Annotated in this window: 21 protein-coding genes; 6 read left to right on the top strand and 15 right to left on the bottom strand. The window is 64.7% G+C overall.

What is annotated here, in order from left to right; translation table 11 throughout:
• Nucleotides 1-462 precede the first annotated feature (462 nt).
• The 14 genes from BBD46_RS11870 to cobN form a co-directional block, all read right to left on the bottom strand.
• Nucleotides 463-1,701, bottom strand: coding sequence for a PQQ-binding-like beta-propeller repeat protein (locus tag BBD46_RS11870; protein ID WP_071401919.1), 1,239 nt, complete (start codon nt 1,699-1,701; stop codon nt 463-465).
• A gap of 6 nt (nt 1,702-1,707) precedes the next feature.
• Nucleotides 1,708-2,079 (bottom strand): DUF3209 family protein, encoded by a 372-nt coding sequence (locus BBD46_RS11865; protein WP_071401918.1) that lies wholly within the window; start codon nt 2,077-2,079, stop codon nt 1,708-1,710.
• Between the two features lie 74 nt (nt 2,080-2,153).
• On the bottom strand, nt 2,154-3,386 hold the full coding sequence (locus BBD46_RS11860) for a CbiX/SirB N-terminal domain-containing protein (protein ID WP_071401917.1): 1,233 nt from the start codon (nt 3,384-3,386) through the stop codon (nt 2,154-2,156).
• Nucleotides 3,387-3,407: 21 nt separating this feature from the next.
• Complete coding sequence (locus BBD46_RS11855) at nt 3,408-4,145, bottom strand: cobalamin biosynthesis protein (protein WP_071401916.1); 738 nt, start codon at nt 4,143-4,145, stop codon at nt 3,408-3,410.
• A complete protein-coding gene (locus BBD46_RS11850; protein ID WP_071401915.1) occupies nt 4,142-4,408 on the bottom strand; it encodes a ferredoxin in 267 nt (88 codons plus the stop codon). The genes BBD46_RS11855 and BBD46_RS11850 overlap by 4 nt, the downstream gene beginning before the upstream one ends.
• A 20-nt stretch (nt 4,409-4,428) precedes the next feature.
• Nucleotides 4,429-5,394, bottom strand: coding sequence for a precorrin-3B C(17)-methyltransferase (gene cobJ / locus BBD46_RS11845; protein ID WP_071402191.1), 966 nt, complete (start codon nt 5,392-5,394; stop codon nt 4,429-4,431).
• 19 nt (nt 5,395-5,413) lie between these two features.
• Nucleotides 5,414-6,286 (bottom strand): precorrin-3B C(17)-methyltransferase, encoded by an 873-nt coding sequence (locus BBD46_RS11840; RefSeq protein ID WP_071401914.1) that lies wholly within the window; start codon nt 6,284-6,286, stop codon nt 5,414-5,416.
• Nucleotides 6,283-7,278 (bottom strand): cobalt-precorrin 5A hydrolase, encoded by a 996-nt coding sequence (cbiG, locus tag BBD46_RS11835; protein WP_071401913.1) that lies wholly within the window; start codon nt 7,276-7,278, stop codon nt 6,283-6,285. The genes BBD46_RS11840 and cbiG overlap by 4 nt, the downstream gene beginning before the upstream one ends.
• Before the next feature lie 3 nt (nt 7,279-7,281).
• Nucleotides 7,282-8,172, bottom strand: a complete 891-nt coding sequence (locus BBD46_RS11830) for a cobalt-precorrin-4/precorrin-4 C(11)-methyltransferase (RefSeq protein ID WP_071401912.1) — start codon at nt 8,170-8,172, stop codon at nt 7,282-7,284.
• A gap of 1 nt (nt 8,173) precedes the next feature.
• Nucleotides 8,174-9,004 (bottom strand): cobalt-factor II C(20)-methyltransferase, encoded by an 831-nt coding sequence (locus tag BBD46_RS11825; RefSeq protein ID WP_071401911.1) that lies wholly within the window; start codon nt 9,002-9,004, stop codon nt 8,174-8,176.
• Nucleotides 9,001-9,618, bottom strand: coding sequence for a precorrin-6Y C5,15-methyltransferase (decarboxylating) subunit CbiT (gene cbiT, locus BBD46_RS11820; protein ID WP_071401910.1), 618 nt, complete (start codon nt 9,616-9,618; stop codon nt 9,001-9,003). Before cbiT ends, BBD46_RS11825 begins: the two co-directional genes overlap by 4 nt.
• Nucleotides 9,619-9,996: 378 nt before the next feature.
• Entirely contained in the window at nt 9,997-10,803 is an 807-nt protein-coding gene (locus BBD46_RS11815) for a cobalt-precorrin-7 (C(5))-methyltransferase (protein WP_071401909.1), read from the bottom strand.
• Nucleotides 10,800-11,561 (bottom strand): precorrin-8X methylmutase, encoded by a 762-nt coding sequence (locus tag BBD46_RS11810; RefSeq protein ID WP_071401908.1) that lies wholly within the window; start codon nt 11,559-11,561, stop codon nt 10,800-10,802. Before BBD46_RS11810 ends, BBD46_RS11815 begins: the two co-directional genes overlap by 4 nt.
• A gap of 51 nt (nt 11,562-11,612) precedes the next feature.
• Nucleotides 11,613-15,605 carry a cobaltochelatase subunit CobN gene (gene cobN / locus BBD46_RS11805; RefSeq protein WP_071401907.1) on the bottom strand — a complete coding sequence of 1,331 codons (3,993 nt, stop codon included), beginning with the start codon at nt 15,603-15,605 and terminating at the stop codon, nt 11,613-11,615.
• Between the two features lie 34 nt (nt 15,606-15,639).
• On the opposite strand from cobN, the gene BBD46_RS11800 reads away from it, so the two are divergent.
• The 6 genes from BBD46_RS11800 (at nt 15,640) to BBD46_RS11775 (ending at nt 24,474) form a co-directional block, all read left to right on the top strand.
• Nucleotides 15,640-17,832: a VWA domain-containing protein gene (locus tag BBD46_RS11800; protein ID WP_071401906.1), complete on the top strand. Its 2,193-nt coding sequence runs from the start codon at nt 15,640-15,642 to the stop codon at nt 17,830-17,832.
• A gap of 195 nt (nt 17,833-18,027) precedes the next feature.
• Nucleotides 18,028-18,546 carry a hypothetical protein gene (locus BBD46_RS11795; protein WP_253184555.1) on the top strand — a complete coding sequence of 173 codons (519 nt, stop codon included), beginning with the start codon at nt 18,028-18,030 and terminating at the stop codon, nt 18,544-18,546.
• 173 nt (nt 18,547-18,719) lie between these two features.
• The gene (locus BBD46_RS11790; protein WP_071401905.1) at nt 18,720-19,430 is read left to right on the top strand and encodes a hypothetical protein; all 711 of its coding nucleotides are present in this window, start codon (nt 18,720-18,722) and stop codon (nt 19,428-19,430) included.
• A 293-nt stretch (nt 19,431-19,723) separates the two neighbouring features.
• Nucleotides 19,724-21,544, top strand: coding sequence for an alkaline phosphatase family protein (locus BBD46_RS11785; RefSeq protein WP_071401904.1), 1,821 nt, complete (start codon nt 19,724-19,726; stop codon nt 21,542-21,544).
• Between the two features lie 96 nt (nt 21,545-21,640).
• A complete protein-coding gene (locus BBD46_RS11780; RefSeq protein ID WP_006654666.1) occupies nt 21,641-22,303 on the top strand; it encodes a helix-turn-helix domain-containing protein in 663 nt (220 codons plus the stop codon).
• A 491-nt stretch (nt 22,304-22,794) separates the two neighbouring features.
• Nucleotides 22,795-24,474 (top strand): hypothetical protein, encoded by a 1,680-nt coding sequence (locus BBD46_RS11775; protein WP_071402189.1) that lies wholly within the window; start codon nt 22,795-22,797, stop codon nt 24,472-24,474.
• 20 nt (nt 24,475-24,494) lie between these two features.
• Here the strand turns inward: BBD46_RS11775 and BBD46_RS11770 are convergent, their stop codons facing one another.
• Nucleotides 24,495-25,628 carry a polysaccharide deacetylase family protein gene (locus BBD46_RS11770; RefSeq protein ID WP_071401903.1) on the bottom strand — a complete coding sequence of 378 codons (1,134 nt, stop codon included), beginning with the start codon at nt 25,626-25,628 and terminating at the stop codon, nt 24,495-24,497.
• Nucleotides 25,629-25,949: the final 321 nt, after the last annotated feature.

The raw sequence follows: 25,949 nt of genomic DNA, 5'->3' as shown, positions 1-25,949 counted from the left end.
GCCGAACAAACTCGTGAGGCGCAAGTATCCTCGGCGGTTCGAGCCCAGAGGACGAGAGGATTCGAGTCCTCGCGGTTCGAATCCGCCCGGGACTATTCTGCGACGAACGGACGTGAGGAGCGAATAGCCCAACGGATTCTAATCAGGGAGTGAAGCGTAGCGGAACGACCGTGGTTCGAATCCGCCCGGGACTACTTCTGTCGCGAGCAAAACCGCGAGCGACGAATCCGTCTGGGACCGTGAATCGAAGGGGAGTCTCCCAACCGATAGTATAGACTCAAGCCGCGTTGGTGACTCTCACAAGATCACGAAGTAGTGCCACTCCCGGTTACCACTGATTCCGTTGCGCTGTTCCCCTCAATGCCATCATATGAACCTGTTCAGTAACCGGAAACCGTGGCATTGTGCCTCGAATGGTCAGTTATGACCTTCTATACCCGAACACGACGAACACCGGCTCAGCTACACAAAATGCGACCCGATACCAAGGGCGTACTCGCCGTGGACTCGCTGTTCGTCGTGATATTCAACCGGTTCTTCGATCACGGCGATCCGTTCGCTATCGATGGCCGCAGCCGTTGCGATACCCGTGGCGTTCCGTTTGCCCTGCGCTCCGTTTTTGAGGTCGAACCAGCGGAGCGCGTGGGTTTCTGAATCACGAACGCGGAAGTTCTGGGCGCACGGAGCGACGACCGTGCGACCGCGTGCAGCGAGTTCGGTGACAAATCCCCGAACGGACGCATCCCACAGCGGTTCGCCATCGATATCGAAGGCGGCGATACGGTGTTCGTTCGGGTGCCGAGACGACGTTTCTCTGCTGTCAACAGCGTACGTATTCCCGGTGACGAACGCCACGTATCCGTCGTTTGCGTAGGTATGATTCGGGTACGCATACAGCGTTTCGCCGTCGACGTCGGTCTCGACCGCGAGATCAACCGTCCACCGTTCGGTACCGCCCTCCTCGAGTAGGTAGCCGCGCTTGTCGCCGTGGCTTGCAACGGCTAGGTGCTCGCCGGTAAACGAAACGTCGCCGACACGGCGGTCGCCATCCGTTTCAGGGTCCCACATCCATTCAGAGTTACCTGTCTCCGAATCGAGGACACTGACACCGCAATCGTGCGTTCCCGTACAGCGGTTGTAACCGACAGCCAGGCGATCCCGGTCACTGTCGAGTGAGAGCGCGATGGGTGAGGCATCGGTCTCGTACCGCCACCGAACCGCGCCGTCTGGCTCGATCCCGTAGATGGCGCTCTGCCAGCGGCGTTCGTCGCCGTCGCGCTCGTACCGCCGAGCGGCCGCATACAGGGTCTCCCCGTCGTCATCGGCCTCGATCGCGAGAACGTACGGCATGGAGAACAGTCGGTCGCTCGTGGGCGTCCCGACGTGTGCTGCGGCGTCGACAGTCCAGCGTCGCTCTCCCGACTCGAGAGCGTACCCCGCGATGACTCCGTCCTCGCCGCGCCCCCCGACGATGAGCGTCTCACCGGCGACCGCTAGCGAGACGGCGCTCTCCGGATGGTCGACCTCCCACCGAGGATCGAGCGACTCGGTGTCGAAGGCGGTGACTGTCCCGTTCCACTGTCCAGCAATGGCAACGTTGTCGGCGAACTCGACGCTCGAGCGCGTCCACATCTGCCGGCTCCCTGCACTGTCGATCTCGCCGAGCGGGTGTCGGTCGAACCGGTGCGTGCGTTCTGCCATTCGCCCTCACTCCTCGACGGGAAAGGTCTCGTGGAGCAGATCGTGTGCCTCTCCGAGACCGTCGGTAATGCTTTTGCCCTGTGCCCGCAGCCGATGAACGGCGCGCTCGGCATCGCGAACGGCCAGCAATCGACCCCGAGTGTAATCGTACTCCGGATCGTCGGCATCCATCGCGGCGACGGTCTCTTCGAGGTCGACGAGCGCGGCGTCGAGATGGCGTTCGATCTCCGCCAGGCTCTCGGCCTCCGAGAGCCCCTCGATAGGGCCTTCGAGGTGTCCTTCGAGTTCTTTCTCCGCGTGGTCGCGGGCGTGTTGATCCTCGACGCCGAGGACGTTCATCAGTCCGAGTCGAAGTGCTTCAATTTCGTAGCAGCTCATACGTGTGTCGTGTCGTGTTGGTTCGTCTTCGCTGTCTGTTTCGAGCGCGATGCAGTACTGCTTCTGAAACCGTTCTAGAGGATCTGATCGACGAGATTACTGACGATGCGATCGCCCTCCAGGTGATCGGTAACGATTCGGTCGGCGTCTTCGGCCGCGACATCGCCGTACCAGATTCCGTCGGGATAGACCGCAACCATCGGTCCGTCGCCGCAGCGACCCAGACACGACGAACGGGTGATGCGGACGTCACAGCGCTCGGAGTTGCGAGCCTCCTGCCGGATGCGTTCGAGCACCGCGGTCGATCCCGCATCAGCGCAGGTTCGATTTGTACAGACCGTGACGTGCTTTTCCGGTGCGTCGTGGCTGTGTGGTTCGTCGTCGATATCCTCCCGATCAGCGTGAGCCTCCCGGTGGGCCAGCGCGCGAAGCATGGCTCGCGCCCCGCCGACATCCTCCTCGTAGCCCTCGAGATCGACCTTGTACTTGCACGTGTCACAGGACATCTCGACGCTCCCCGACCGCGCCTCCTGCCAGCGATCCGCGAAGACATCGAGCAGCCGCGAGTCGGTTCCAAGCGGATCGCCGGCCAGCGCGTCGACGTAGGGGTAGTCGTCGTCAAAGTCGGCCGTCCAGTCCCGGACCCGCTGGGTGAGCACGCCGTCGCCGAGCATGTAGGGCAGCACGACGACCGCGTCCGGCCGGTGCTTCGAGAGGCCGTGGAGGGTATCCTCGAGCGTCGGTTCCGTGACGCCGATGAACGTCGCCTCGACGCGGTCGAAGTCGCGACCCTCGTACAGCAGTCGCGCGAGCTTTTGCACGTCGCCGTTGGCGTCCGGATCACTCGAGCCCCGGCCACAGAGAACGACGGCAACCTCGTCGTCCCCACGGTCGACCCCGAGTTCGGCCTCCACTTCGGCGGCCCGGTCGTCCAGCAGGTCGATGATCGCCGGGTGGATACCCAGATGCGCGCCGTTGTCGATCTCGAGATCGCGGGTCGCGCGGGCTTGCTCGATCGCCAGCGGCACGTCGTTCTTGACGTGGCTCGCGGCGAACAGCGAGCAGTGGACGACCGTCACTCGCGAGACGGCCGATTCGAACGTCGCGAACGCCTCGTCGATCGCCGGCTCCGCCAGTTCGAGAAACGCCGCGTCGACCGGAACGTCGAGCCGAGACTCGAGACCGGCCGCCAGCTCGCGCACCTGTTCGTTGGACTTCTCGCGACGGGAGCCGTGGCCGACCAGCAGGACGGCCTCGTCGTCGAAGCCGGCGGTCGTTACGGACGTGGGTTCGTCGGGTGTGTTCATCGGTGGATGGTATCGCAGTCGTTACTCGTCGTACGCTTCTGCCTGCTCGAGGCTGCGTTCGAGTTTCCGGCGGCGGCTCGGCGCGAAGAGACCGGTCTCCTCGCAGTCGTCGTAGAGCCACGTGCCGAACTCGAGTGCGACGGCGTCGTCGACGCCGAACCAGTAGCCGCCCGAAGACGTCTCCGAGAGCTCGTCGTAGGGGGTCTCGATCGGACAGTCGTCGATCAGTTCCTGAACGCACTCGAGTAGCGCCCGGTCGTCGTGGACAAACGAGATGCCGACGGTGCCGCTGGAGGACTTGAAGCAGATCGTGCCACAGCCCTCGAGCAGGCCCCGGAGCAGTTCCCGGTCGTACTCGCTGAACGCGCCAAAGCGGTAGTTGCCGCGACCGTCGACGGGCAGGCCGAGCGCGCCGCTGCGGCCGAGCAGCCCTGACTCGTTACCGTTGTCGCTGTCGATCGTGAGCGTGTACTCGTCCTCGGTGCGAGTGATCGACGTGTCGTGGGCGTACTCGCGGGTCGTGGTGTCGTGCTCGAGGTCGCCACCGGCGACCGCCGCGAGCACCTGCGCGGATTCCTCGTCGTTGGCAACGACTTCGATGCCGCCGTCCGAGACATCGCCGCTGCCGGCGACGTGGCCCCAGAAGTACGCCGACGCGGGGTGGCCCGCGAGCGGGTCGGCCGGGACTTCGATCTCGGCCAGTGAGCCGGTGGCGTCGGCAGCGTCGGCAACCTCGCTTGCGGCGTCGGCGTCGCTCATTCGACCACCTCCTCGACGACGATCGCGTCGGTCGGACAGGCCGCGGCGGCCTGTTTGGCCTCGTCGATGCGGTCGTCGTCGAACGTTGCGACGACCCGTTCTTCGTTGTCGGTGACCTCGCCCTCGCAGTCGTAGACCGGATCCGCGCCGGGGTCGATCGTCGCCAGCCCGTCCTCGCCCTCGACGAATCGCGGATCGCGAGTCAGGCAGGCGAAGATGCCGTCGCAGGCGTCTTTCTCGATGGTGACTTCGTATCGTGGCATTGTGGGTGTGAAACCGCTGTTCAGTAGTCGTACTTCGTCTCGTATCCACGGGGCGTGACCATCCGGTCGTCCCAGACGTAGGTGTCCTCGGTGCCGACGACGATCGTCGTCGTCATGTCGATGATTTCGCTCTCGCCGAGTTCCTCGAGTTCGCCGAGCTCGGTGATCATCACCTGCTCGTCCTCGCGGCCGGCGCCGTGGACGATGCCAACCGGCGTGTCGGGCTCGCGGTGCGTGAGGAGAATTTCGCAGCACTTCTCGAAATTATCGCGGCGCTTGCGGCTCCACGGGTTGTAGATCGTGATCGTGAAGTTCTCGCTAGCCACGGAGTGAAGTCGCGACTCGATTTCGGGCATCGGGACGAGGTGATCCGACAGCGAGACCGAGACGGTGTCGTTCACCAGCGGCGCACCCAGGCGGGCGGCGCAGGACTGGGCCGCCGGAACGCCCGGCACCACTTCGAAGTCGACCATCGACGCCGTCGCGCCCTTGGACTCGAGTATCTCCAGCGCCAGCCCGGCCAGCGCGTAGACGTTGGGATCGCCGCTGCCGACGATGGCGACGTCGTTGCCCGCGAGCGTGCGGTCGATCGACTCCTCCGTGCGGGAGACTTCGCCGCACATCGGCGTGTCGTAGATGTCGTCGGCCTGCTCGGTGATCTCGTCGGGGATGAGTTCGATGTAGGTCGTGTAGCCGACGATGTGGTCGGCCTCGAGCAGCGCGTCCTTCGCGCGCTTAGTCATCCCCTCCGGGTGGCCGGGCCCGAGGCCGACGGCGATCAGTTGGCCGGGCTCAGCATCGAAGTCCTCGATCGTCGCGCCGACCTCCTGCTCGTTCGAGTCGTCGTCCGAACTCGAGTCGTCGCTCGTCTCACTCGAGGGAGCACCGCATTTCGAGCCCGAGGACTCAGTATCGGTGTCGCTCGTCGAAGCGCCACATTTCGATGCCGATTCGTCGTCAGCGTCTGCGTTGGTGTCCGTGCTCATGGTTGGTTCGTGGATATCGTCAGAAGTCGTCGACATCACGCCCGCCGCGCGGGGTGACGAGGTACGTTCGGTCGTCGTTGCGCCAGGTCTCGGTCTCGTGGGTGCCGATGATCAGCGAGGTGCCCATTCCCGAGACCTTGTCGTCGTGGTCGGCGGCCTCCCCCAGCGTGGTGATGTGCTGGCTCTCGCCGTTGCGGCCGGCGTCCGCGCGGCCGGCGTCGTTGACGATCGCCACGAGGGCGTCGTCGGTCCGCTCCTCGCGGACGATCTCGACGGCCTGCTCGTAGTTGCGCCAGCAGTTGTAGAGGACGATCACGAAGTCCGAAATCGCGGCCGCCCGCAGCTTCTCCTCGATCTCGTCCCAGCCGCGCCACTTGTCCGACAGCGAGACGGTGCAGAAATCGTTACACAGCGGCGCGCCGACGTTGGCCGCGCCGCCCAGGGCCGCGGTGAGACCGGGAACGATCTCGATCGGGACATCGGTGGCGTCCTCCTCGTCGGCCATCTTGAAGATGAGGTCGGACTTGCCGTAGACGGAGGGATCACCGCCCGAGACGTGGGCGACGTCTTTCCCCTCGCGGACGTAGTCGAACGCCGCGCGGGCGAGTTCGATCTGGCGACCCATCGTCGAGCGGACGATCTCCTGTTCGAAGCCGTCCTCGCGGGTGGCGATGCCCTCCTCGTTGGTCCGCTCCTCGGAGGGGATGGTCCCGTCGTCGCGCAGGAACTCCTGGTAAAGGCTCGAGGCGATGACGACGTCGGCGGACTCGATCACCCGCTTGGCCTTCACCGTCATGTGATCCGGCAGACCGGGGCCGATACCGACGACCGAGAGGGTGCCGTGGTCGTCGGGCGTGCCCCCAGTCTCGGCGGTCGCATCGTCGACGCTCATCGGCCGATCGCCACCGTGACCTCGTTCTCGTAGCTGATCTTCTCGAGTACCAGTTCCCGCTCGCGGCCGCCGGCGATCGCCGAGGCCTCGGAGACGCCGGGCCAGCCGATCAGCTCCTTCGACTTCGAGGGCGTCGGCCCCTCGTGTTCGAGCAGCGTCTCCTTCTCGAAGGCCACGACGCCGAGATCGAGTTCCTGTGCGGCCTCCAGGAGGCCCTCCTCGTCTTCCTTCCGGGTCGCTGTCCCGACGAACTCGACATCCTCGACGTCGTACTCGGTCTGATCGAGGGCCTCCTCCCACGCGGCGAGGAAGGCCTCCTTGTCGGCGCCGGAGACGCTGCCGGTGCCGAGGACGACGCCGTCGTCTTTGTTGCGCTTGAGGACGGTAACGTCGTCGCCGACGAGGACAGCCTTGGGTCCCTCGAGTCGCTCGACAGGACCGAGGTCGTCGTCCAGCACGGCGAGGTTCGTCTTCACCGTCGAGTCGCCGTTGACGACGTGGGTGTCCATCGCCTTCGCGCGGGACTCGACACCCTGCTTGCCCGCGGCCTCGCTCGCGGTCGTCATCGCCGGGACGGCCCCCATCGTCGCCAGGTCCTGCGCGACCTGATTCGCGCCGTGGTGGCCGCCCGTGATCGGAATGGCCCACGTGAGTTCCTCGTCGACGACGCAGATCGCGGGGTCGTCCCACTTGTCGTCTAACAGGTGGGCCGTCTTCCGCATCGCGATCCCCGAGGCCATGAGGCCGACGAAACAGTCGTACTCGCCCCAGTGCTCCTCGAAGACATCGCCGTGGTACTCGATGATGTCGATCGTCTCGTACCGATCTGCGAGTTCAGATTCAATCTCCTCGGCGGTCTCCATCTTCCGCTCGAAGGAGACGACCGCGATCTCCTCGGCGACCTCGCCGTCCGAATCCGGCGTGGAACAGTGACCGCTGTCGTTCGATCCGTCGTCCGTCGTGTCCGATGTGGTAGCGTCGTCCGTGCTCATGAGTCAGTCACTCTCGACTTCTTCTGTGTCGTTCGGTCCGCGATTTGCCCAGTCCCCGTAGAGGTAGGAGCGCTCGTAACCGGCGCCCGTCACGGCGTCGCCGATGACGACCAGCGCCGAGGCGCGGTAGCCCGCCTCCTCGACCTTGTCCGCGATATCGCCGACCGAGCCGACGATCACGTCCTCGTCCGGCCACGAGGCGTGGTAGATCACCGCGACCGGCGTCTCGGGATCGTGGCCGTCCGCGAGCAGTCGATCCATCGTGTCGCGAACGGCGTGGGTCCCGAGGTAGATGCAGGTCGTCACGTCGCCCATTGCCACGAACTCGGAGATGTGGTCCTCCCCCGGCTCGAGTGTCTTGCCTTGCGGCCGGGTGAACGCGACGTGATTCGAAACCTCGTTGAGCGTCAGTTGCGTCCGCAGCGTCGCGCTGGCCGCGAACGCCGAGGTGACCCCCGGCACGAAGTAGGTCGGAACGCCCTCGTGCTCCAGCGCGTCCATCTGCTCCAGGGCGGCCCCGTAGATCGCGGGATCGCCGCTGTGGAGCCGGACGACGTTGCGGCCCTCCTCGTAGGCGTCCCGCATTAACGGGATCAGCTCCTCGAGATCCTTCCCGACCGAGTTCACAAGTTCGGCGTGGTCACAGTACTCCTCGAGTAGTTCGCTGTTGACCAGCGACCCCGCGTGGACCACGAGGTCGGCCGTCTCGAGTAGCTCCTTCCCGGCGACGGTCAGCAACCGCGGGTTGCCGGGGCCGGCGCCGACGAAGGGAATCCCCGCCTGCTCGTCGCCGGCGCTGTGTTCGAAAATCCGATCGTCTAGCTCCTCGTGGCGGCGCTCGCCCTGGGAATCGATCGCGTCCTGAGGGTCGTCGCCGGTAGTCTCGTCCGTCATATCAGTGGCCTCCGCAGTCGCCGTGTGCACAGCCCTCGGCGATCTCTTCGCTGACTACTGTTCCGCCGTCCGCGACGGGTTCGCCGCCGCTCGACTCGTCGTCGTTCGCGTCGCTCTCGTCCGAGGCGGCCGTCGATCCCTCGCCGTCATCCAGAAACGCCGCCGTCGCCTGCTCGATCTCGAGATCCGCCTTCTCGGCGTAGGCGAGCGTGTAATAGTCACGCTCGTCGATCTCGGTCGGGTCGTCGGTGACGAGCGTCTCGCCTTGCTCCATGAACAGGCGCCGGCCGTAGGTCACCTCGTAGCCGGCCGCGACGAGCCCCTCGTGGGTCGCCGGCGCGTCGGTGACCTTGAACAGAATCATCCGATCCGGCCCCGTCGGGCTCGCCCCGTTGGCGGCCTCGCGCAGGGAGAGCCCCGCACCGGCCTCGATCTCGACCCCCATCGCGGTCGCGAACGCCGTGACGGCGCTGACGCCGGGGACGATCTCCAGTTCGACGTCGGGGTGGAACGCGTCGATCGTCCGCCGCAGGTGGCCGAACGTCGAGTAGACGTTCGGATCGCCCAGCGTGACGAAGGCGACATCGCCCTCGCGGGCCTTGGGGGCGACCTCCGCGGCGGCCTCCTTCCACGCCGCTCGCAGCTTCTCCTCGTCTTTCGTCATCGGGAAGTCCAGATCCCCGATCTTCGACTCGTCGACGTGTTCGAGTGCGACTGAGCGGGAGAGCCGCCCCGGCGAGTAGACCACGTCGCACTCCTCGAGTACCTCCTTCCCGCGGACGGTGACGAGGTCGGCTTCGCCGGGGCCGAGGCCGACACCGTAGAGTGTCACTGCGTCGCACCTCCGTTTCCGTCCGCAGCGACTTTCTCGCCCTCGTCTCTCTCATCGTCTGAATCCGGTGTCGCGCTCCCGACCAGCATGTAGACCGGATTGTCCGAGTTAAAACTCGTCGCGCCGGCGAGTTCGTAGCCGTGGCTCACCTGGAACTGGACGACTTCCTCCAGTAGGTCCCGCTCGCGGAACGCCTCCGTCGCCCGCCCGGCGACCTCGAGTCGCGAGACGTTCATGACGATGCGGTCGACGCCGGTCTCGACCGCGTGATCGAGCACGGCCTCGAAGTTCCGACTCCCTCCCAAAAAGAGCGCATCGGCGTCGTCGGGCAGCCCCGCCGGAGCTTCCGCGTTGCGCAACTCGACGTCGGCCACGATCGACTCCTCGTTGGCCGCGAGGTTCTTCTCGGTCGTCTCGAGTCGGTCGGCCGTTCGCTCTACGGCGGTCACCCGCCCGGCCCGCTGTGCGGCTTCGATCGTGACGGCCCCCGTACAGGAGCCGACCTCCGCGAAGTGGTCGGCCGCGCCGAGTGCAAGCTTCGAGCGGACGACGGCGCGGACCTCTGATTTGGTCGGTCCGGCCTTCGCATCGTGTGGCAGCGCGATGGGTGGCATCACCCGTGGATGACTGTCGCATTCACTAAAACAATTTTGGTTGAGTTAGCGCAAATTATATTGCTCATTCTGAGTTGAACCAGTGAAAGTATCGTTTATTCAGTGCCGTCCTGGTCGACGAGTGCGGCGAACCAGATTCGAGTGCCAAAGCGGCTCGGAAGCCGGACCGCCGATCTGCGTTCGTCGTGTCCGATCGGCGAGTGGGAGACCGAAAAGGGGACACCGTCGGGGGACTCGGTCCCATTGATGGCCAGACGAACGAAACGATCGGTGACCTCGAGAACGTCTGTGGTGAGTATCTACAAGTGAACAAGGCGGTTCACGACGGCTGTGCGTTCAGCGTCGGCCGGTTTTCAACGGGAAAGCAATCGGTCGCGACTACACGGGTTGTCGGACCACGAGCACAACCAGATCCGAGAACGGCGTGTCCTCCCGGCCACTGCCGCCCGCGTGTTCCGACAGTTCGGCTAGCGTGAACCGGTGTATCCGCTCGTCCTCGTGGGTCAGTTTCTCGCAGACCAGCGCTTCGAGGTCGGGATCGGCGCCGCGCTCGAGCAGCAACTCGGCGAGATCCCCGGGCATTCGATCGAACGGCCGCGGGAGCGCGAGCAGGTGACGGTCGTCCTCGACAACCGCCGCCGCGAGTCGGTCCACGTCGGCCCCAAGGTCGCCGCTCTTGTGGAGCGTGACGAACTCGGTGTCCTCCATCGGGGTCCGAGCGCGGCTCGCGGCCACCTGCAACGAGGAGATGCCGGGGACGACGCGGACCGGCCGCGGCTCGACGTCTCGGGCGTCCGCTTCCCGCCCCACGGCGTCCTGAACCTTCCCAACGAACTGGTAGCCCGAGTGGTTGGGGTCGCCCATCGCGACGGCAGTGCCCGACTCGCCGGCCGCGACACGCTCGGCGAACTCCGCGAGTGCCTCGGCCTCGTCCCTGTAGCCGCAGGTCAGCAGATCGGCGTCGGTCAGGTCCTCGACGAACTCTACGACGGTCGTGAAGCCGACGACGACGTCGGCCTCCTCGATCGCCCGCCGGCCGCGCGGCGTGAGGAACTCCTGGTTGCCCGGACCGACGCCGACGGCGTAGACGGGATCGTCCGTCTCCTCGTCGATCGCCGACTCGGCCGCCGCAGCCGCAAACGTCGCCGGATCCGGCCCTGCATCGAGGTCGTACTCGCCGCTCATTTGTCCTCGCTCGCGGCTCGGGTCGCGCGCCCGCCCGCTGTACGCTCCAACTCGAGTTCGTCGGTGCGGACATCCGTGGCGACGTGGATCAGTTCGTTCGTCAGCGCGGCGGCGAGGCCGCTGCCGCCGCGGCGGCCGACATGGGTGATCGCCGGGACGCCATAGGCCTCGCTGACCTCGCGGATCCGCTGGCGACTCTCCTCGGCCTTGACGAAGCCGACGGGGGTGGCTACCACGACCGCAGGCCGGGTCCCCTGTTCGATGCAGTCTGCAAGTGCGAGTGCGGCCGTCGGCGCATTGCCGATCGTGACGATTGCGTCCTCGAAGGCGTCCTCCTTGTCGAGTTTGAGCATCGCCGCGGCGGTCCGGGTCATCCCCGTCTCCGTTGCGAGTTCCTTCCCGCGCCCGATGGCTTTGGAGACCTCGCAGTCGTGGCCCCGTCCCGTGATGCCGGCTTTGACCATCGTGATGTCCGTAATTACGGCGGCCTCCTCGAGCACTGCCCGCGCGCCTGCACGAACGGGTGCATCCTCGTCGTCGCCGAGGTCGTCGCTGCCGGTAAAGCGGATCAGGTGCTGGAACTCGATGTCGCCCATCGAGTGGACTGACTTCTGTCGCAGCCGGTCGGCCAACGTCTCGTCGGGGACGAACTGCCGGACGATGTCCATGCTCGTCTCGGCGATGTCCATCGCGTTCTGGGTCGTCGCACCGAGGTCGGCGTACTCTTCCTCGAACGTCTGGCTATCACTGTTACTCATACTGTCTCACTCTCGTCGGTTGTCGTCTCGATCGTCTGCCGAACAGGTTCGTCAGTCATCGGTCGGTACCCCCGCGCCGACGGCCTCGTTGGTCGTCCGCGCCTCGAGATCGCCCTCGACCTCGAGATTCAGATCGCGCAGGCGGTCGACGGTCTCCTCGTCGGCGTTCCAGAGGTCGCGCTCGATCGCTTCGAGCAGCGTGTCCGTGATGGACTCGAGTGCCCACGGGTTGACATCGCGCATCCACTCCTGGCGCTCCTCGTCGAAGGCGAACTTCTCGGCGACCGCCTCCCAGAGCGTGTCGCTGACGACGCCGGTCGTCGCGTCCCAGCCCAGCGTCACGTCGACGGTCGTCGAGAGGTCGCCGGCGCCCTTGTAGCCGTGCTCCTCCATGGACTCGAGCCAGTCCGGGTTCAGGACACGGGAGCGCATCGCCTTGCGAACCTTCTCTTCGTTCGTGTAGACGTCGACGTTATCCGGGTCCGAGGAGTCGCCGACGTAGGAGGACGGCTCCTCGCCCGCGATTTCCGAGACGGCGGAAATAAAGCCGCCGTGGAACGCGTACCAGTCCGAGGAGTCGAACTCGTCTTGCTCCATCGTGTCCTCGATCTTCACAGTCGCATCGACACTCGAGAGCCGCCGTTCGAAGGCGTCGTGGGCGTCCGAAACCCGGCCACGCGAACCCATCGCGTAGCCGCCCCACTGGACGTAGACCGAGGCCAGATCTGAGCGGTCGTCCCAGTTGCCCTCGTCGACGGCCTTGTTCGTCCCGGCGCCGTAGCCGCCGGGCTTGGTCGTGAACACGCGGTGTTTCGCGGCCTTGCGGGCGTCGGACTCGTCGAGTCCCTCCTCGTCTTGCAGTTCCTCGACCTCCTCCTCGACGTGTTTCTTCACGTAATTCATGTCGTGGGGTTCGTCGAGGTCGACGACCGCATCGACGGCGTCGTGGATGACCCCTGCCGCGGCCGGGAAGGCGTCGCGGAACAGTCCCGAGACGCGGGTCGTCACGTCGATACGGGGTCGATCGAGTTCCTCGAGCGGAATCGGCTCGACGTCGTCGATCCGGCCTGCGTCAGTCCACTGCGGTTCGACGCCCAGCATGGCGAGCACCTGGCCGATCGTCTCTCCGCGCGTTCGCACGGTCGGAGTGCCCCAGGCGACGACGCCGATCTCCTCTGGATATTCGTCGTTCTCGTCGTGATGGCGCTCGAGCACACCCTCGGCGACCTCTCGACCCACTTGCCAGGCTGGCTTGGCCGGCACCTTCCGCGGGTCGAGCGTGTAGAAGTTCCGCGCCGTGGGCAACAGGTCGACACCGCCGCGGGTCGGTGCACCGGAGCCACCGGGAGGCACGTACTCGCCCGAGAGGGCGTCCGCGGTGCGGGGAATCTCGTCCTTGGCGCCCTGTACGCGGGGCTGGGCCTCCTCGCAGATGTACGCTAGCGCCTTCCGGAGGTCGTCGTGAGCGCCCGATTTGGCTCGCGCGTCGCCGATCGTCTCGAGGTCGACCACGAGCAGGTTCATGTTCACCTCAACGTCAGACTTCGTCTGACGAGCCTCGTCCTCGCGCTGCTCGGACGAGACGTCGTCGGACCCCATTTCACGCTCGGATTCCGGCACATCGAAGTCGTGCGCCGCCAGCGTCTCCACGAGGTCGAGGCTAGTCTCGTGAACCACGTCGGCGGCTTCAGCGTAGGTCATCCCCAGATCCTCGTCGTACTCGCCGGGCGCGTTCAACATCTTGTCGTAGTCGACGCCGAGCGCGCCGGCGACGCTCTCGCGCAGGCTCGGCGCGCCGGGGTTCTCGAGTCGGGTGAGCGCGACGAGGTACTCGACCAGCCGCTCGTCGGCCGGTGGCTCGGACATCGTGTGGAGGCCGAGCCGAATCTGGGTCGTCTTGACGTCGGTGAGGTACTCGTGGATCCGCTCGACGAGTTCGTCGATCTCGACGTCGTCGCCGTCCACGTCTCCCTCGGCAAGTGTCGAGCCGGCTTCGTCCGGACCGCGGACGTCGACCTTCTCGTCGATGCTCCCTTGGACCCCCAACTCGACGGCGAGGTCCAGTTCGTCGACTTTCTCGCGGATCAGCGTCTCGAGATGCTCCCCGTCGTCTGCCCGGGCGTCTTCCATCCCGGCCTCGCGATACTGGTTGGCGAGTTCCTCGAGTTCCGCGAGTTCGTCGTAGGTTCCCGCCGACCGCATGACCGGGGTGAGGTAGTCGACGATGGCGGCGTAGGAGCGCCGTTTCGCCTGGGTCCCCTCGCCGGGGTTGTTGACGATGTACGGATAGACGTTCGGGAGGTCGTCGATCAGCTGGTCGGGTGCGCTCTCGCCGTTCAGGCCGACGGTCTTTCCGGGGAGCCACTCGAGACTCCCGTGCGTTCCCAGGTGGACGAGCCCGTCGACCTCGAACTCGTTGCGCAGCCAGCCGTAGAACGCGTAGTAGTCGTGTGGCGGCTGGAGGTCCGAATCGTGGTAGACCTTCGAGGGGTCCATGCCGAATCCACGGGGCGGTTGCACCGTCACGAGCACGTTGCCGAACTCGACGCCCGGAATCGCGAACGGGCGGTCGGGCGCCTCGCCCCACTCCTCGACGACGTTCTCCTGGAACCCCTCGTCGGCGTCGCTGAACCACTCCGCGTAGGTGTCGGGGGAGACAACGTCGACGGAGAGGTCGCGGACGTCCTCGGGGGCGACCCAGCGGTCCTCGAGGGTCAGTTGCGACGTGAGTTTCTCGACGAGCGTCTGGCCGTCGTCGGGCATCTCGCCGTCGAGATCGTAGTTCCGGGCCTCGAGTTCCTCGAGCAGATTGACGGTCGACTCGGGCGAGTCGAGCCCGAAGGCGGTGCCGATCCCGTCGTCGCTCGGCGGGTAATTGTGGAGGACGACGGCGATCTGTTTGTTCTCGTTGGGCGTGTGGCGCAGCCGTGCCCAGTTGACCGCCAACCGCGTCGCGTGGTCGATCCGGTCGTCGATCGGGAAGTGGTGTTTCGGTGCGGAGCCGATACCGGCCTCGTCGTCGGTGCGCTCTTTGCCGGAAATCGGGTGCGTGATCACGTTCCCGTCGAACTCCGGCAGGGCGACCGAGAGGGCGAGTTCGAACCCCATCACGCCCGTGTCGCTGGATTCGTACCGGGAACGGGAGCGCATCGTCGTGACCGTCTGGAGGACCGGCACGCCCAGTCGGTCGAGGAAGATGTCCTCCGCGCTGTCGCCCTCGTCGTCGCCGGACTGCGTCCGGCTGCCAGAGGGATTCCATCCCTCCCCGGTGGCCGACCGGCCGCGCTCGTCCATCGAGAGCGAGAACATAAACGACGAGAGGACGGCGTCGACAACGGGTCCACCCTCGTCATCCAGCAGCCAGTTGTCGGTGACCCACTCGGCGTCCTCCTGCTCGTCTGTGTCGGTCGCCGGGTTACAGAAGATCGGGAGGGCGTTGACGCCCTGTTCCTCGAGTGCCCGGACCTGCCGATCGACGTACCGGGTGTTCTCGTGGGTCCAGTGGGATTCGTAGAACCAGATCGCGATCGTCGGCCGGCCGGAGTCGTGGGTTTCGAGCAGTTCTTCGTAGCCGATCCCCGGATAGTCAGGGTGGTAGACCCCCTCCGTCGGCAGTTCCTGGGGCTCGTCGTACTCGAGAACTCGGTCCTCGTACTCGGCGACGAGGAACCGACACAGGTTGGCGACGTTGATCGTGCCGCCTTTCTCCAGATACTCGTAGGCGAGGTCACGATGGTCGTCGGCGACCGTTGTGTCCTCGAACGCGAAGGCGTCGCCCGTCGCTTTGACGATCAGCGGAACGTTCGCCTCCTCGAGTGCCCCCGTCGCGTAATCGTAGCCCGGCATGCTGTCCTCGGCACCGTGCAGCCAGAAGATCGCTGCTCCGGCGTCGTGCAGTTCGTCGACGAACTCGTCGATCGCCGCCTCGTCGTCTAAGTCGCTCTCTGAGCGAACGACCAGTTCGACGTCCTCGAGGCGCTCGGCCGCACGGCCGATCGATCCGAGTTCGTTCTCCGTCGCGGTGTAGATCCCGATACGTGCCATCGAATTTTTAAACCTCTATTGTATTAGCGCAACTATGGTTGTAAACGCCGGGGGCAAAAACCTGTCGTCGATCCCCTTTCCGGCGATCGTCGGCCAACCGGAACTCAAGCGTGTGTTGCTGACGGTCGCCGTGAACGATTCGCTCGACGGCGCGTTAATCGTCGGCGAGAAAGGCACCGCGAAATCGACCGCTGTTCGAGGGCTCGTCGATCTGTTGCCCGAACAGCGCGTCGTTGCGGAGTGTCGATTCAGTTGTGCACCCGACGATCCGAGCCGCCAGTGCCCGGACTGTCGAGAACGCGATGCCGACGAGTTCTCCGTCGAGACCCGTCCCGTCCCCCTCATCACGCTCCCGCTCGGAGCGACCCGTGATCGGGTCGTCGGAACGCTCTCGGTCGAAGACGCGCTGGCCGGCGAGGCCGAGTTCGATCCCGGCCTACTCGCTCGCGCAAACCGCGGCGTCCTCTACGTCGACGAGGTCAATCTGCTCGACGACCACCTCGTCGATGTCCTTCTCGATGCGGCCGCGAGCGGCGTCAACACCGTCGAGCGTGACGGTGTCAGCGTCTCCCATCCGGCGAACTTCACGCTAATCGGGACGATGAACCCCGAAGAGGGCGACCTCCGGCCGCAACTCCGGGATCGGTTCGCCCTTCGGGCAACCGTCGAGGGCTGTCGAGATGTCGCGGACCGCGTCGAGATCATCGACTGGGCGATCGACCGCGGAACCGGCCCGGATCCGACCGAAGCGCACGCCGATGACGTCGAGCGACTCGGCGAGACGGTAACCGAAGCGCGCGACCGCCTGCCCCGCGTCAGCGTTCCCGACGAGTTTAAAGCCGAAATCGCCGAGCTGTGCCTCGATGCCGGCGTCGAGGGCCACCGCGGCGACATCGCCACGGCGAGAACCGCCGCGACGCTGGCCGCACTCGAGAACCGAACGACCGTGATCGAGTCAGACGTTCGCGAGGCGGCCACCTACACGCTGCCACACCGCCTCCGGAGTACACCGTTCGAAGACGAACCGGAGCTCGACGACCTGCTCGAGGATCGGTTCGACGAGGAATCGCGGGGGGAGGAGAAAGGTGACGACGAGACCGCCGGGACCGACGAGACCGACGATGACAGTGAGCGGGAGCCCGCACCCGCGGACGGCGGCGAGCGCGGCACCGACGACGGCGACGGTCGCGAACGCGACGAGTCCGGTGAGGGAGACGACGACCACAACGGCGACTCGTGCAGTTCAGATACTGACGACGCAGAATCCGAAACCGCGGGCCACGGACGGCGGCCAAACGGGGACAGGGGATCGGCTTCAGCCGAGAACGAGCACGCAGAGCACAGCGATCGCGACGACTCTGCCGAGACATCCGAAGCGGAGACGGAGTCTGACGAGAGCAGTGACGAGACCGCCCATCCGCTCGTTCCCGGTCAACGACGGGCCGAGGTTGGTGACGCGAGCGCGCCGGAACTGGAGACGCCGGAGGCCACTGCCGAACGCTCCGCGGGTGCGAGCGGCTCTCGCACGAGCGTCACACCCGACGCCGATAACCGGGGTGCCCGAATCAGAACGGAAGCCGCGTCGGACACGGGCCCGATAGATGCGGCGGCGTCGGTCCGATCCGCTGCGGCTCGCGGCGCATCGAACGTTGAGGCGGGCGATCTCCGCCAGTCCGTTCGAACTGGCGAAACGTCAACGACGATCGTCTTCGCGGTCGACGCGAGCGCGTCGATGCGGCCCGCGATGCGGACCGCGAAAGGTGTCGTCCTCGAGCTTTTGCGAGACAGCTACCAGCAGAAAGACGACGTCGCGTTCGTCGCGTTCGCGGGCGAGGAAGCTGACGTGTTGCTCCCACCGACGAACAGCGTCTCCCTCGCCGCGCGTCACCTCAAGGAGCTGCCGTCTGGCGACCGAACGCCGCTTCCAGCCGGTCTCGAAACCGCCCGGTTGGTCGTCGAGCAATCGGACACCGAAACTGCCATCGTCGTCCTCGTTACCGACGGCAGAGCGAACGTGGCCGACGGAAGTCCGACTGACGCGACGCGAAACGAGGCTCGACAGCTTGCACGCACCGGTACGGAACTCATCGTCGTCGATGCCGGCGACGAATCTCGGGCTGGCCTCTCGGCTCTTGTCGCCGATACTGCCGATGGTGAACGTGTACCCTTGTCGTCTCTCTCGGCAGACCTCGTTCGCTCGGCCATCGACTCGACATCTACCGAGTAGTCCCATTCCTTCGCGGCGTTGGTCTCGTCGGCAGTGTCTCTGAAACCTGCTCCTGTACTCGAGTACACGCTTCCCAACGACCAACGAAAGACGCGAGAACGGACGGGGTAGCAGAGAGTCAGAAATGCCGCCTGAAATCATCTCTGCGGTGTTCGGGCCTGATAGAACTATAGCGCTGTGGCGACTAGAGATGGTATGGAACAGACATACAAACGCTTCACTGTGATGGCCGGCAGCGCCGCGGTCGCCGCTGCCGTAGTGACGATCATCTTCACCCCACCATCTGCGCTCGCGGCGGTGTTCTCGTTCGTGTCGATCATGCTGGCCGTGCTCGCGCTCTCGTACGTCGTCGGGTCGTTCAGAGCCCCTCGAGTCAGGACGACGGCCAGTACTGGTACTGGTACCGGTACCGGCCGTGGGTCTGGCGCAGCATCCGGGACACCCGACGCTAGTGAGAGCACACCGGAACATCAAACCGACGCTGCACAGGTGGATGCCGAGGAGTTCAGATGGCTCGTCCGCGAGGGAATCGGCGTGGCGATCGCCTCGATGTTCGGCTTGCTCCTGCTCGTGCTGTTCCTCCTCGAGGAGACCGCGGTCGTGCAGGGTCCCGAGACGGCCATCGGTGAGTGGGCAGCCTGGCTGGTCCTGGGGGTCCTCGCGCTCGTGTTGATTGTACTTGGACTGTGGAGTTGGCGCGGTCGCGAGCAGTGACGTCCATCTTGTTTCGCTTCGGGCCAGTCAAGCCGTTCTGGCCACGCTGGCAGTGTTGCTATGCAGCGCTTTAGCACTTCATAAACGAGCGTGAAATGTCGATAAACGACTAAAAACAGTGCGGACGACCAGTCGTTTATTTGTACTGTACCAATGGAGCCTCGAGTACAGCAATGTCCACAGATCAATCCACGCACGCCACGTCGCAGTCGGTCCGCTACGAGACGGTCCAGTCGATCAGCAAGCTCCTGCTGGGGACCATCGCGTTGCTCGCGTTCGTCGGCCTCGTCTCGGTACTCCCTGGCGTCGATCGCGTCATTCCGGGAACCCCGATCACGGTGATGGCGATCGTGAGCTTCGTCGCGACGATTGCAGTGGTTGGGCTGTTGCTCGTACTCGCACCCGGACTCGCCGAACTCGTCCGTTCGACGCTCGACGGCCCGCAGCAGGTCGTCGACGATATCGCCTCGGTGGTTCACCTGTTCGTCGTCCTCGTCGCCGTGCTGGTCGCCCACAGCGGCATGGCTCCGGCGATCACCCCGCTGCTAGAGGGTGCGACCTGGGTGTACGATGTCGTGTTCTTTGCGATCGCCCTCCCACCGCTCGCGATCCTCGCAGCGCGCGTCTACGTTTCGCTCGACCCAATGTCGGAACTCCTCGCAGACCGTGTTGCGGGGCCGGACACAAATGCAGACGCAGCGTCGAACGCTGGGACAGCTAGCCCGGACGACAGCACAGCGACGCCGACGGGTGAGGAGAGCGAGGACACGACTCGAGACCAGCGCGCCGAACGCCGAGCGGTACTCGAGTCCACCGCCGGCGAGGACGGGACCGACGACGCAGACGAGCAGGGGAACGATACCGAGGACGAATCGTCCGAGTGAAGCTGCTCGGTACACCGAGAGCGAGTCGTTCGAGTACGATCGACCGGAGATCAATGACGACGGATCGGGCTGAGTGAGTGCCAATCGGCAGTCGACGCAGTGTTTGCTATCGTCGCCCTGACGAGCCACTGACGGTTTAACAAACCGATAATGAAGAGTCTCGTCTGCTTCTCGCTGACCAAGACACGTGCACGGACAGCTCGGACAGCGACAGCGGCTGCAACTGCAGTCGGCCAGCGTGGCCGGCCGCTGTCGTCGCCGAACCACTCTCTCAGAACCCTACGAATGATACGATGAGTCGGACGTCCCGCAGCGACGAGACAGCATCGAACGCACAGGAATCACCTCCGAAGATCGACGGCGAACCGGACTCGACGTCAGCATCGACGAGTTCGCTCGACACCCTCGTCATCGGTATCGACGCAGGCTGTCTGCCGGTCTTCGAGCGCCTATTCGAGGAGGGCCGTATCCCGACGATCGAACGTCTCTGTACCGACGGGCTCACCGCACCACTCGAGTCCCAGATTCCGCCGTGGACGCCGAGCGCCTGGCCGTCGGTCTACACCGGCCAGAACCCCGGCAAACACGGCGCGATCGGCTTCGTCGGCTACGACGGCTACGACTGGCACGTCACCAGCAACGACGACGTCGACGCACACCCACTGTGGACCCTGCTCGACCAGCAGGGGCACTCGAGTGTCGTCGTCAACGCGCCGGTCACACACCCGCCGGACGAGTTCGACGGCGCGGTGATTCCCGGCTTCCTCGGGCCGGAGGATCCGCCGTGTCACCCAGCGGGGCTGCTCGACGACGTGCGCGACGAAATCGGCGAGTATCGGGTGTATCCGAACTACACCCGTGATGACGACTCGGTGTCAGAGTCGGCGAAGATCGACGAGTACCAGCGGCTGGTCCGAATGCGCGGCGACGCGTTTCGTTATCTCGCGGACGAGTACGACCCCGACTTTGGATTTCTGCAGTTCCAGAAGACGGACACGGTGTTCCACGAGTTTGCGGGCGCTGAGGACAAGGTGAACGCCGTCTACGAGGCGACCGACGAGGCGATCGCGCAGGTGCTCGAGGACTGCGACCCAGACCGCGTCTTCCTCGTGAGTGACCACGGTATGGGTCCCTACGAGGGCTACGAGTTCCGGCTCAACGAGTTCCTGCGCGACGAGGGGTTCCTCGAGACGACTACGGGCGGAAAAGGGATGCCCTCCTGGACGCCGATGCGGCGGCGACTCCGCGAGGGCGAGGAGTACGACACCTGGGAGCCGGGAACGGTCGCCCGCGTGGCCTCCGTCGCCGCGCAGTTCGGCATTACCGCCAGCCGGATTCGGACGATACTCGAGCGCGTCGGCCTCGCGGAGCTGGCAATCAAGTACGCACCGAGCGGCGTCTCTCGGACGGCGAACGAGCAGGTGGACTTCGGGGAATCGAAGGCCTACGTTCGCGCCCGGACGGAACTTGGCGTTCGGATCAACCTCGAGGGACGCGAACCGATGGGCGTCGTTCCGCCCGCGGAGTACGAGGACCTCCGAGAGGAACTCATGGAGACGTTGCGCGGTGTCGAGACACCGGACGGCGAACCGTTCTTCGAGACGGTCGCGCCTCGCGAGGAGTACTTCCACGGCGAAAACGTCGAGGAAACGGTCGACATCGTGACGATTCCGGCCGATTTCGAACACGCGCTTTCAGAGCAGTTCCGAGAGGATGCAGACGGCTACTTCGGTCCGGTCGAGCCGTGGAATCACAAGCTCGACGGAATCTTCGTCGCCGCGGGAGAGGGGATCGACGAGACGGCTGCGATCGACCGCGCGCACCTCTTCGACGTTGCCCCGACCGTGCTGGCCGCGATGGGCGTTCCCACCAGCGAGCGGATGGACGGCGAGGTCGTGCCAGCCGTCGACCCAACCGAGGCGATCGAGTATCCTCCCTACAGTGGCGTCGGTGCCGTAGACCGAGGCCGAAACCGAGAGCGAGAGCGAGACGGGGCGGACGAGACAGGAGATCGAGAACGAACTGCCGAAGACAGAACCGAAACCGAACGCGACCGCCCCGAGGCCGACGACGACGTCACGGAACGACTCGCGGACCTGGGGTACATGAACTGAGACAGTCGAATCAGACAGTTCCAGCCGCTACAATCGACTTAGACACACGATAAGTATGGGGTCGCGAAACCGACAGTCGTTCGAACAGAGACCGCCATGGGGTTCATCGCAGAGATCTACGTCGCTCACGACGAACTCGTGCTCGCGCCAACGATCGATCATCATCCGGACGTGACGATCAGGTACGAGTACGAGGTTGAAACTGCGGAGACGATGACGTACTTCGTCTCGGTCTTTACTGACGAGTACGACCATCTCGAGGCAACGATGGAAGCGGATCCAACGGTCTCGGATCCCGCCTGTATCGCGACGTTCGAGAACCGAGCGATCTACCGCGTTCGCGTCGAGACGGACCGGCACCTGGTTCCCGAGCGCTGTGCCGAACGGGGACTGTTCGTCTTTACGATCACGAGCGGCGACGGCGGCTGGGACGCCCGCGTTCACTTCCCGAACCGTGAGACGCTGGCCGCGTTTCGCGAGTACTGTCGCGAACAGGGGATGACGTTCCGCGTGAACCAACTCTACGAGTCCTCGGCCTCCGATGACGGCACGTACTTTCTGACCGAGCAACAACACGAGATTCTCTCGATGGCGTACTATGCGGGCTACTACGACATTCCCCGCGGCGTCACACAGGACGACCTCGCCGAACAGCTCGATATTACCGACTCTGCGGTCTCACAGCGGCTTCGCCGTGCGGTTGGAGAGCTAATCGGAGCCACGCTCGACGACGAGCGGACGCCCGACGAGTATCGGTAGTCCGACGAGTACCGATAGTCCGACGAGTGCCGGTAATCCGACGAATATCCGTAATCTACCGTCTCCGGCCTGCACAGTCTCGCTTCGCACCTCGTACTTTGTACTTGGAACTTCGATCACCGCTCACCGCTCGCCGACCCCCGCTCGCTATCCTGCACCCGTCGCTCGCGACAGTACGCCGGAGTCCCCTACTCGAGTACCCGCTTTCGTTCGTTCGGATTCCGTACTAGTCAGGCGACTCCCGAGATACCGTTCTGGACTCTGCCTTAATTGCCTGTTAAACAGCATTCGCAAACCGGGGCCACCTCCTTCGTGTGTGGTGTTCTCATGCATGTTTCACCGTATGCAATCGTTGCAGTTCGTACAGCAAGGGGAGATATGATCTCAGCAGACTGTCGTATCGAACTTAAAGGCTTGCTATCCGAATCCATAGATACTGGACCCAGAGATCACTCAAAGTAAAGTGACTATCAATGTCGGAACGAAGTGGTATGCGGAACGCGGTACATGGGGACAGATGCGACGAAGCGGGCACACCGGACGCTGACACGGAGTCTACAACTGGCTCGGCTGCTGGGGATGGGGACCTAAACGGGACCGAAGTCAGGAGTGAGACGTCACCGACCCGATCGCGACGAACGTTCCTCCAGGGCGCATCGATCGCCGGTATTGCAGCACTCGGCCTCGGGGCCGCCGCAACGGGCCCCGCGACGGCCGTCCACGAAAACGGCGAGGACTTCGACAACGTCGTCAACATGGTCGACGCCGGCGCGGACCCGACCGGTCAGGAGTCGATCACGCCGGTACTCGAGAGCGTCCGTGCTGACAACACCATGTTGCTCTTCCCGGAAGGGGAGTACTACATCGACGAACAGTTCCGGTTCACCGGGTTCGAGAAGTTCGGCATCGTCGGGGACGGTGCCACGCTCGTCCCGGCGAACTATCACGACTTCGACGGGCCGCAGTTTCGCCTGTTTCGGCTCGGCGTCTCGTACAACCCGGGTGGCCACCTTCTCTTCGAGGGAATCGACGTCGATCAGACGGCACCCGACACGGGGATCCGAGTCATCGAGGCGACGATCGCAGATCAGCTCGAAGTGCGCGACGTGACGGTCCACGGCGAGCACGACAGCGGCACGTGGGGACCAGGTATGTTCGCTATGGCGGACCCGAACGGTGAGGGAATCGTCGAACGGTTCCGGGCACCCGACGGCGGGCTTCACGCGGATCAGACTCCGAACGCGGGCAACATCTGGCGCGGCCCGATCGGTATCGAGGCCAACACCAACATCGGCCACATCGAGTTCAAAGACTGCGAACTCGGCGGCTTCCCGGACAACGGCCTGTACGCGATCAACGAGGAGGGCTCCGTCTACGTCAACGGCGGCGAGTTCCGCAACAGCAACGGCGCGAACGTTCGCGTCGGCGGCCAGGGCAGCGTCGTCCGCGACGCAACCGTCGAGATCGATCGAACGCGCTCGTACGACAACAGCCAGCGCGCGGTTCGCCTCGAGAACGGTGACGAACTCCACGTCGACAACGTGGATATCTCGATTACATCGCCACAGCCAACCAGCCACGCCGTTTCGGTGATGAACACCTGCCACTCCTCGCGCATCGAGAACACCTCGATCGAGATCAGCGGCGACCAGGTGAACCACGGTATCGTCGTCTCGCCGGACGCGGGCTACACGCACGTCTACGGCGGCGACATCGTCCACGAAGCGGCCGGCGGCTACCCGTTCTGGATCCGTGACAGCGACAAGGACGACCAGGTGCTCGTCGAACTGCTCGACATTTCGGGCGAGGCCGGCGTCACCGGTGCCGGCTTCCGCGACGGCATCCGCTGTGGGCGGAACGGCTGTCGGTTCAGCAACGTTTCCGTCGACCAGCCCGGTCGCAACGGTGTCGACCGAAACGGGATCTACCTCGCCGGCGACGACACCACTCTCTATCGCTGTTCCTTCCAGGCCAGCCAGTACCCCTACATCGACAACGGGAACGGCAACCACCTCCGGAACTCGACGGCCGAGTCTCACAACCCGAACCTCGAAGGCGTCCGCCTCTACCCGGGCATCGACAGCCCCGCGCTCAGAGTGAATGAGATTGCAAACGGTATCGACGACCTCGGCGCGAGTAACGTCGTCACCTGGCGAAACACGATCGTCTAAGGCTGAGAATCACAACCTGACTACCGGGCCGCTGTCGCTCGAATCAAGTCCCGTAACGTCACGACCTCGAGGTCGCGCTCTTCGATCCACTCGAGTGTCTCGCGAATTCGATCCGCAGTCACCTCTTCTTTGAACGTGTGGGCGCCGATGATCCCGAGGCCCTCCTCAGCGGCGAGCTGGTCGAGTTCAGACTGCACCTGTTCGGGCGTCGTGAACTCGATGAAGTAGTCGCGGTTCGTGTCGAACGGATCGAACGTGTCCGGATCGTTGTGCATCGAGCCCGGATTGACGTTCGCGATGCCGTCGTAGTACTCGCGGGAATGATCGATTGCCCAGTCGTCGACGATATCATACGGGGCGAGCAGCGTGTCGATCTCGAAGCCGTGGTCCTCGAGTTCCCGTTTGGAGCGTCCGAGGAAGTCGTCCATCACGTCCTCGGGATAGCGCTCGACGGCCTCACCTGCGGCGAACGATTCGCCGAGCGGTTCGTCGAACTCGAGATAGCCGCCGGTATCGTCGGTATCCGAGTCGACGACGGTTCGGCGGACGCTCGTCTCGCCGTCGGTAATCTCGACGTCGTGGCCGTGGTGAAAGCCGTGGTTTCGCTGTTCGGGGTAGACGCGAGTATCGTCCGGATCGGCGTCTTCGACGAGGTCGAACGCGCCGAGGGCGGTGTGGGCGGTCGTGTGGGACATGATCTCCCAGCCGGCGTCCTCGAGTTCGGCGATCTGTTCGACGGTCATCCAGTCGGTTCCGTTGAAGTCCTCGCGGCCGATCCACTCGGAGACGATGCCCGCACTCGCGGGCGCGTCGAACTCCTGGTGGACGGGGAACGCCTGTTCGTAGTCTTCGATCGGGCCGTCGTCGTAGACGAAGGCGACGGCGCCGCCGTCGATTTCGGGGACGTCGTCAACTGTCTCGTCGTCTCCGTTGCCATCTCCTTCACCATCGCCGCCATCAGTCTCGCCACCATCACCGGACGCGTCGCCGCTACCGTTGTCAGCGCCATCCGTACTCGAGTTGTTCGATCCTGGACTCTCATCGTCCGAGGAACGGAGGTCGGTACAGCCGGCGGTCAGGCCTGCGAGGCCGAGGCCGGCGGTGCCGAGAAGGCGGCGACGACTCAGGCGGCGTCCTGTCGGTTCGGTACCCATTGGTGTTGTCGCTCGCTTGCCGTCGCCCGTTCATACTTATAAGTCAGTTAACCGGCTGGTCGACGCCGGACAACCGTCTGCTGTCATCGAACGATCGTGCGGAATTCGGTCGCTGTCAGTCGTCTTGCTGGCGGTCTGGTACTTGCTGGACAGAAACTGTGCGAGTACCACACATAGCAGTGGGGTCGACTGTGGCCGCCAGCGCTCGCTCACGCCGTTTAACCTGGGTATAATAAGGCCCCGTCGGCGTCACCGATCGATCACTGTGGCTCCCGATCGTGCGCGATCGACGAATGGGATGGATGGACAGCGGAGCGATCG

The sequence above is a fragment of the Natrialba sp. SSL1 genome (assembly GCF_001861355.1).
Classification (GTDB): domain Archaea; phylum Halobacteriota; class Halobacteria; order Halobacteriales; family Natrialbaceae; genus Natrialba.
This window is presented reverse-complemented; position numbering and strand designations above follow the sequence as displayed.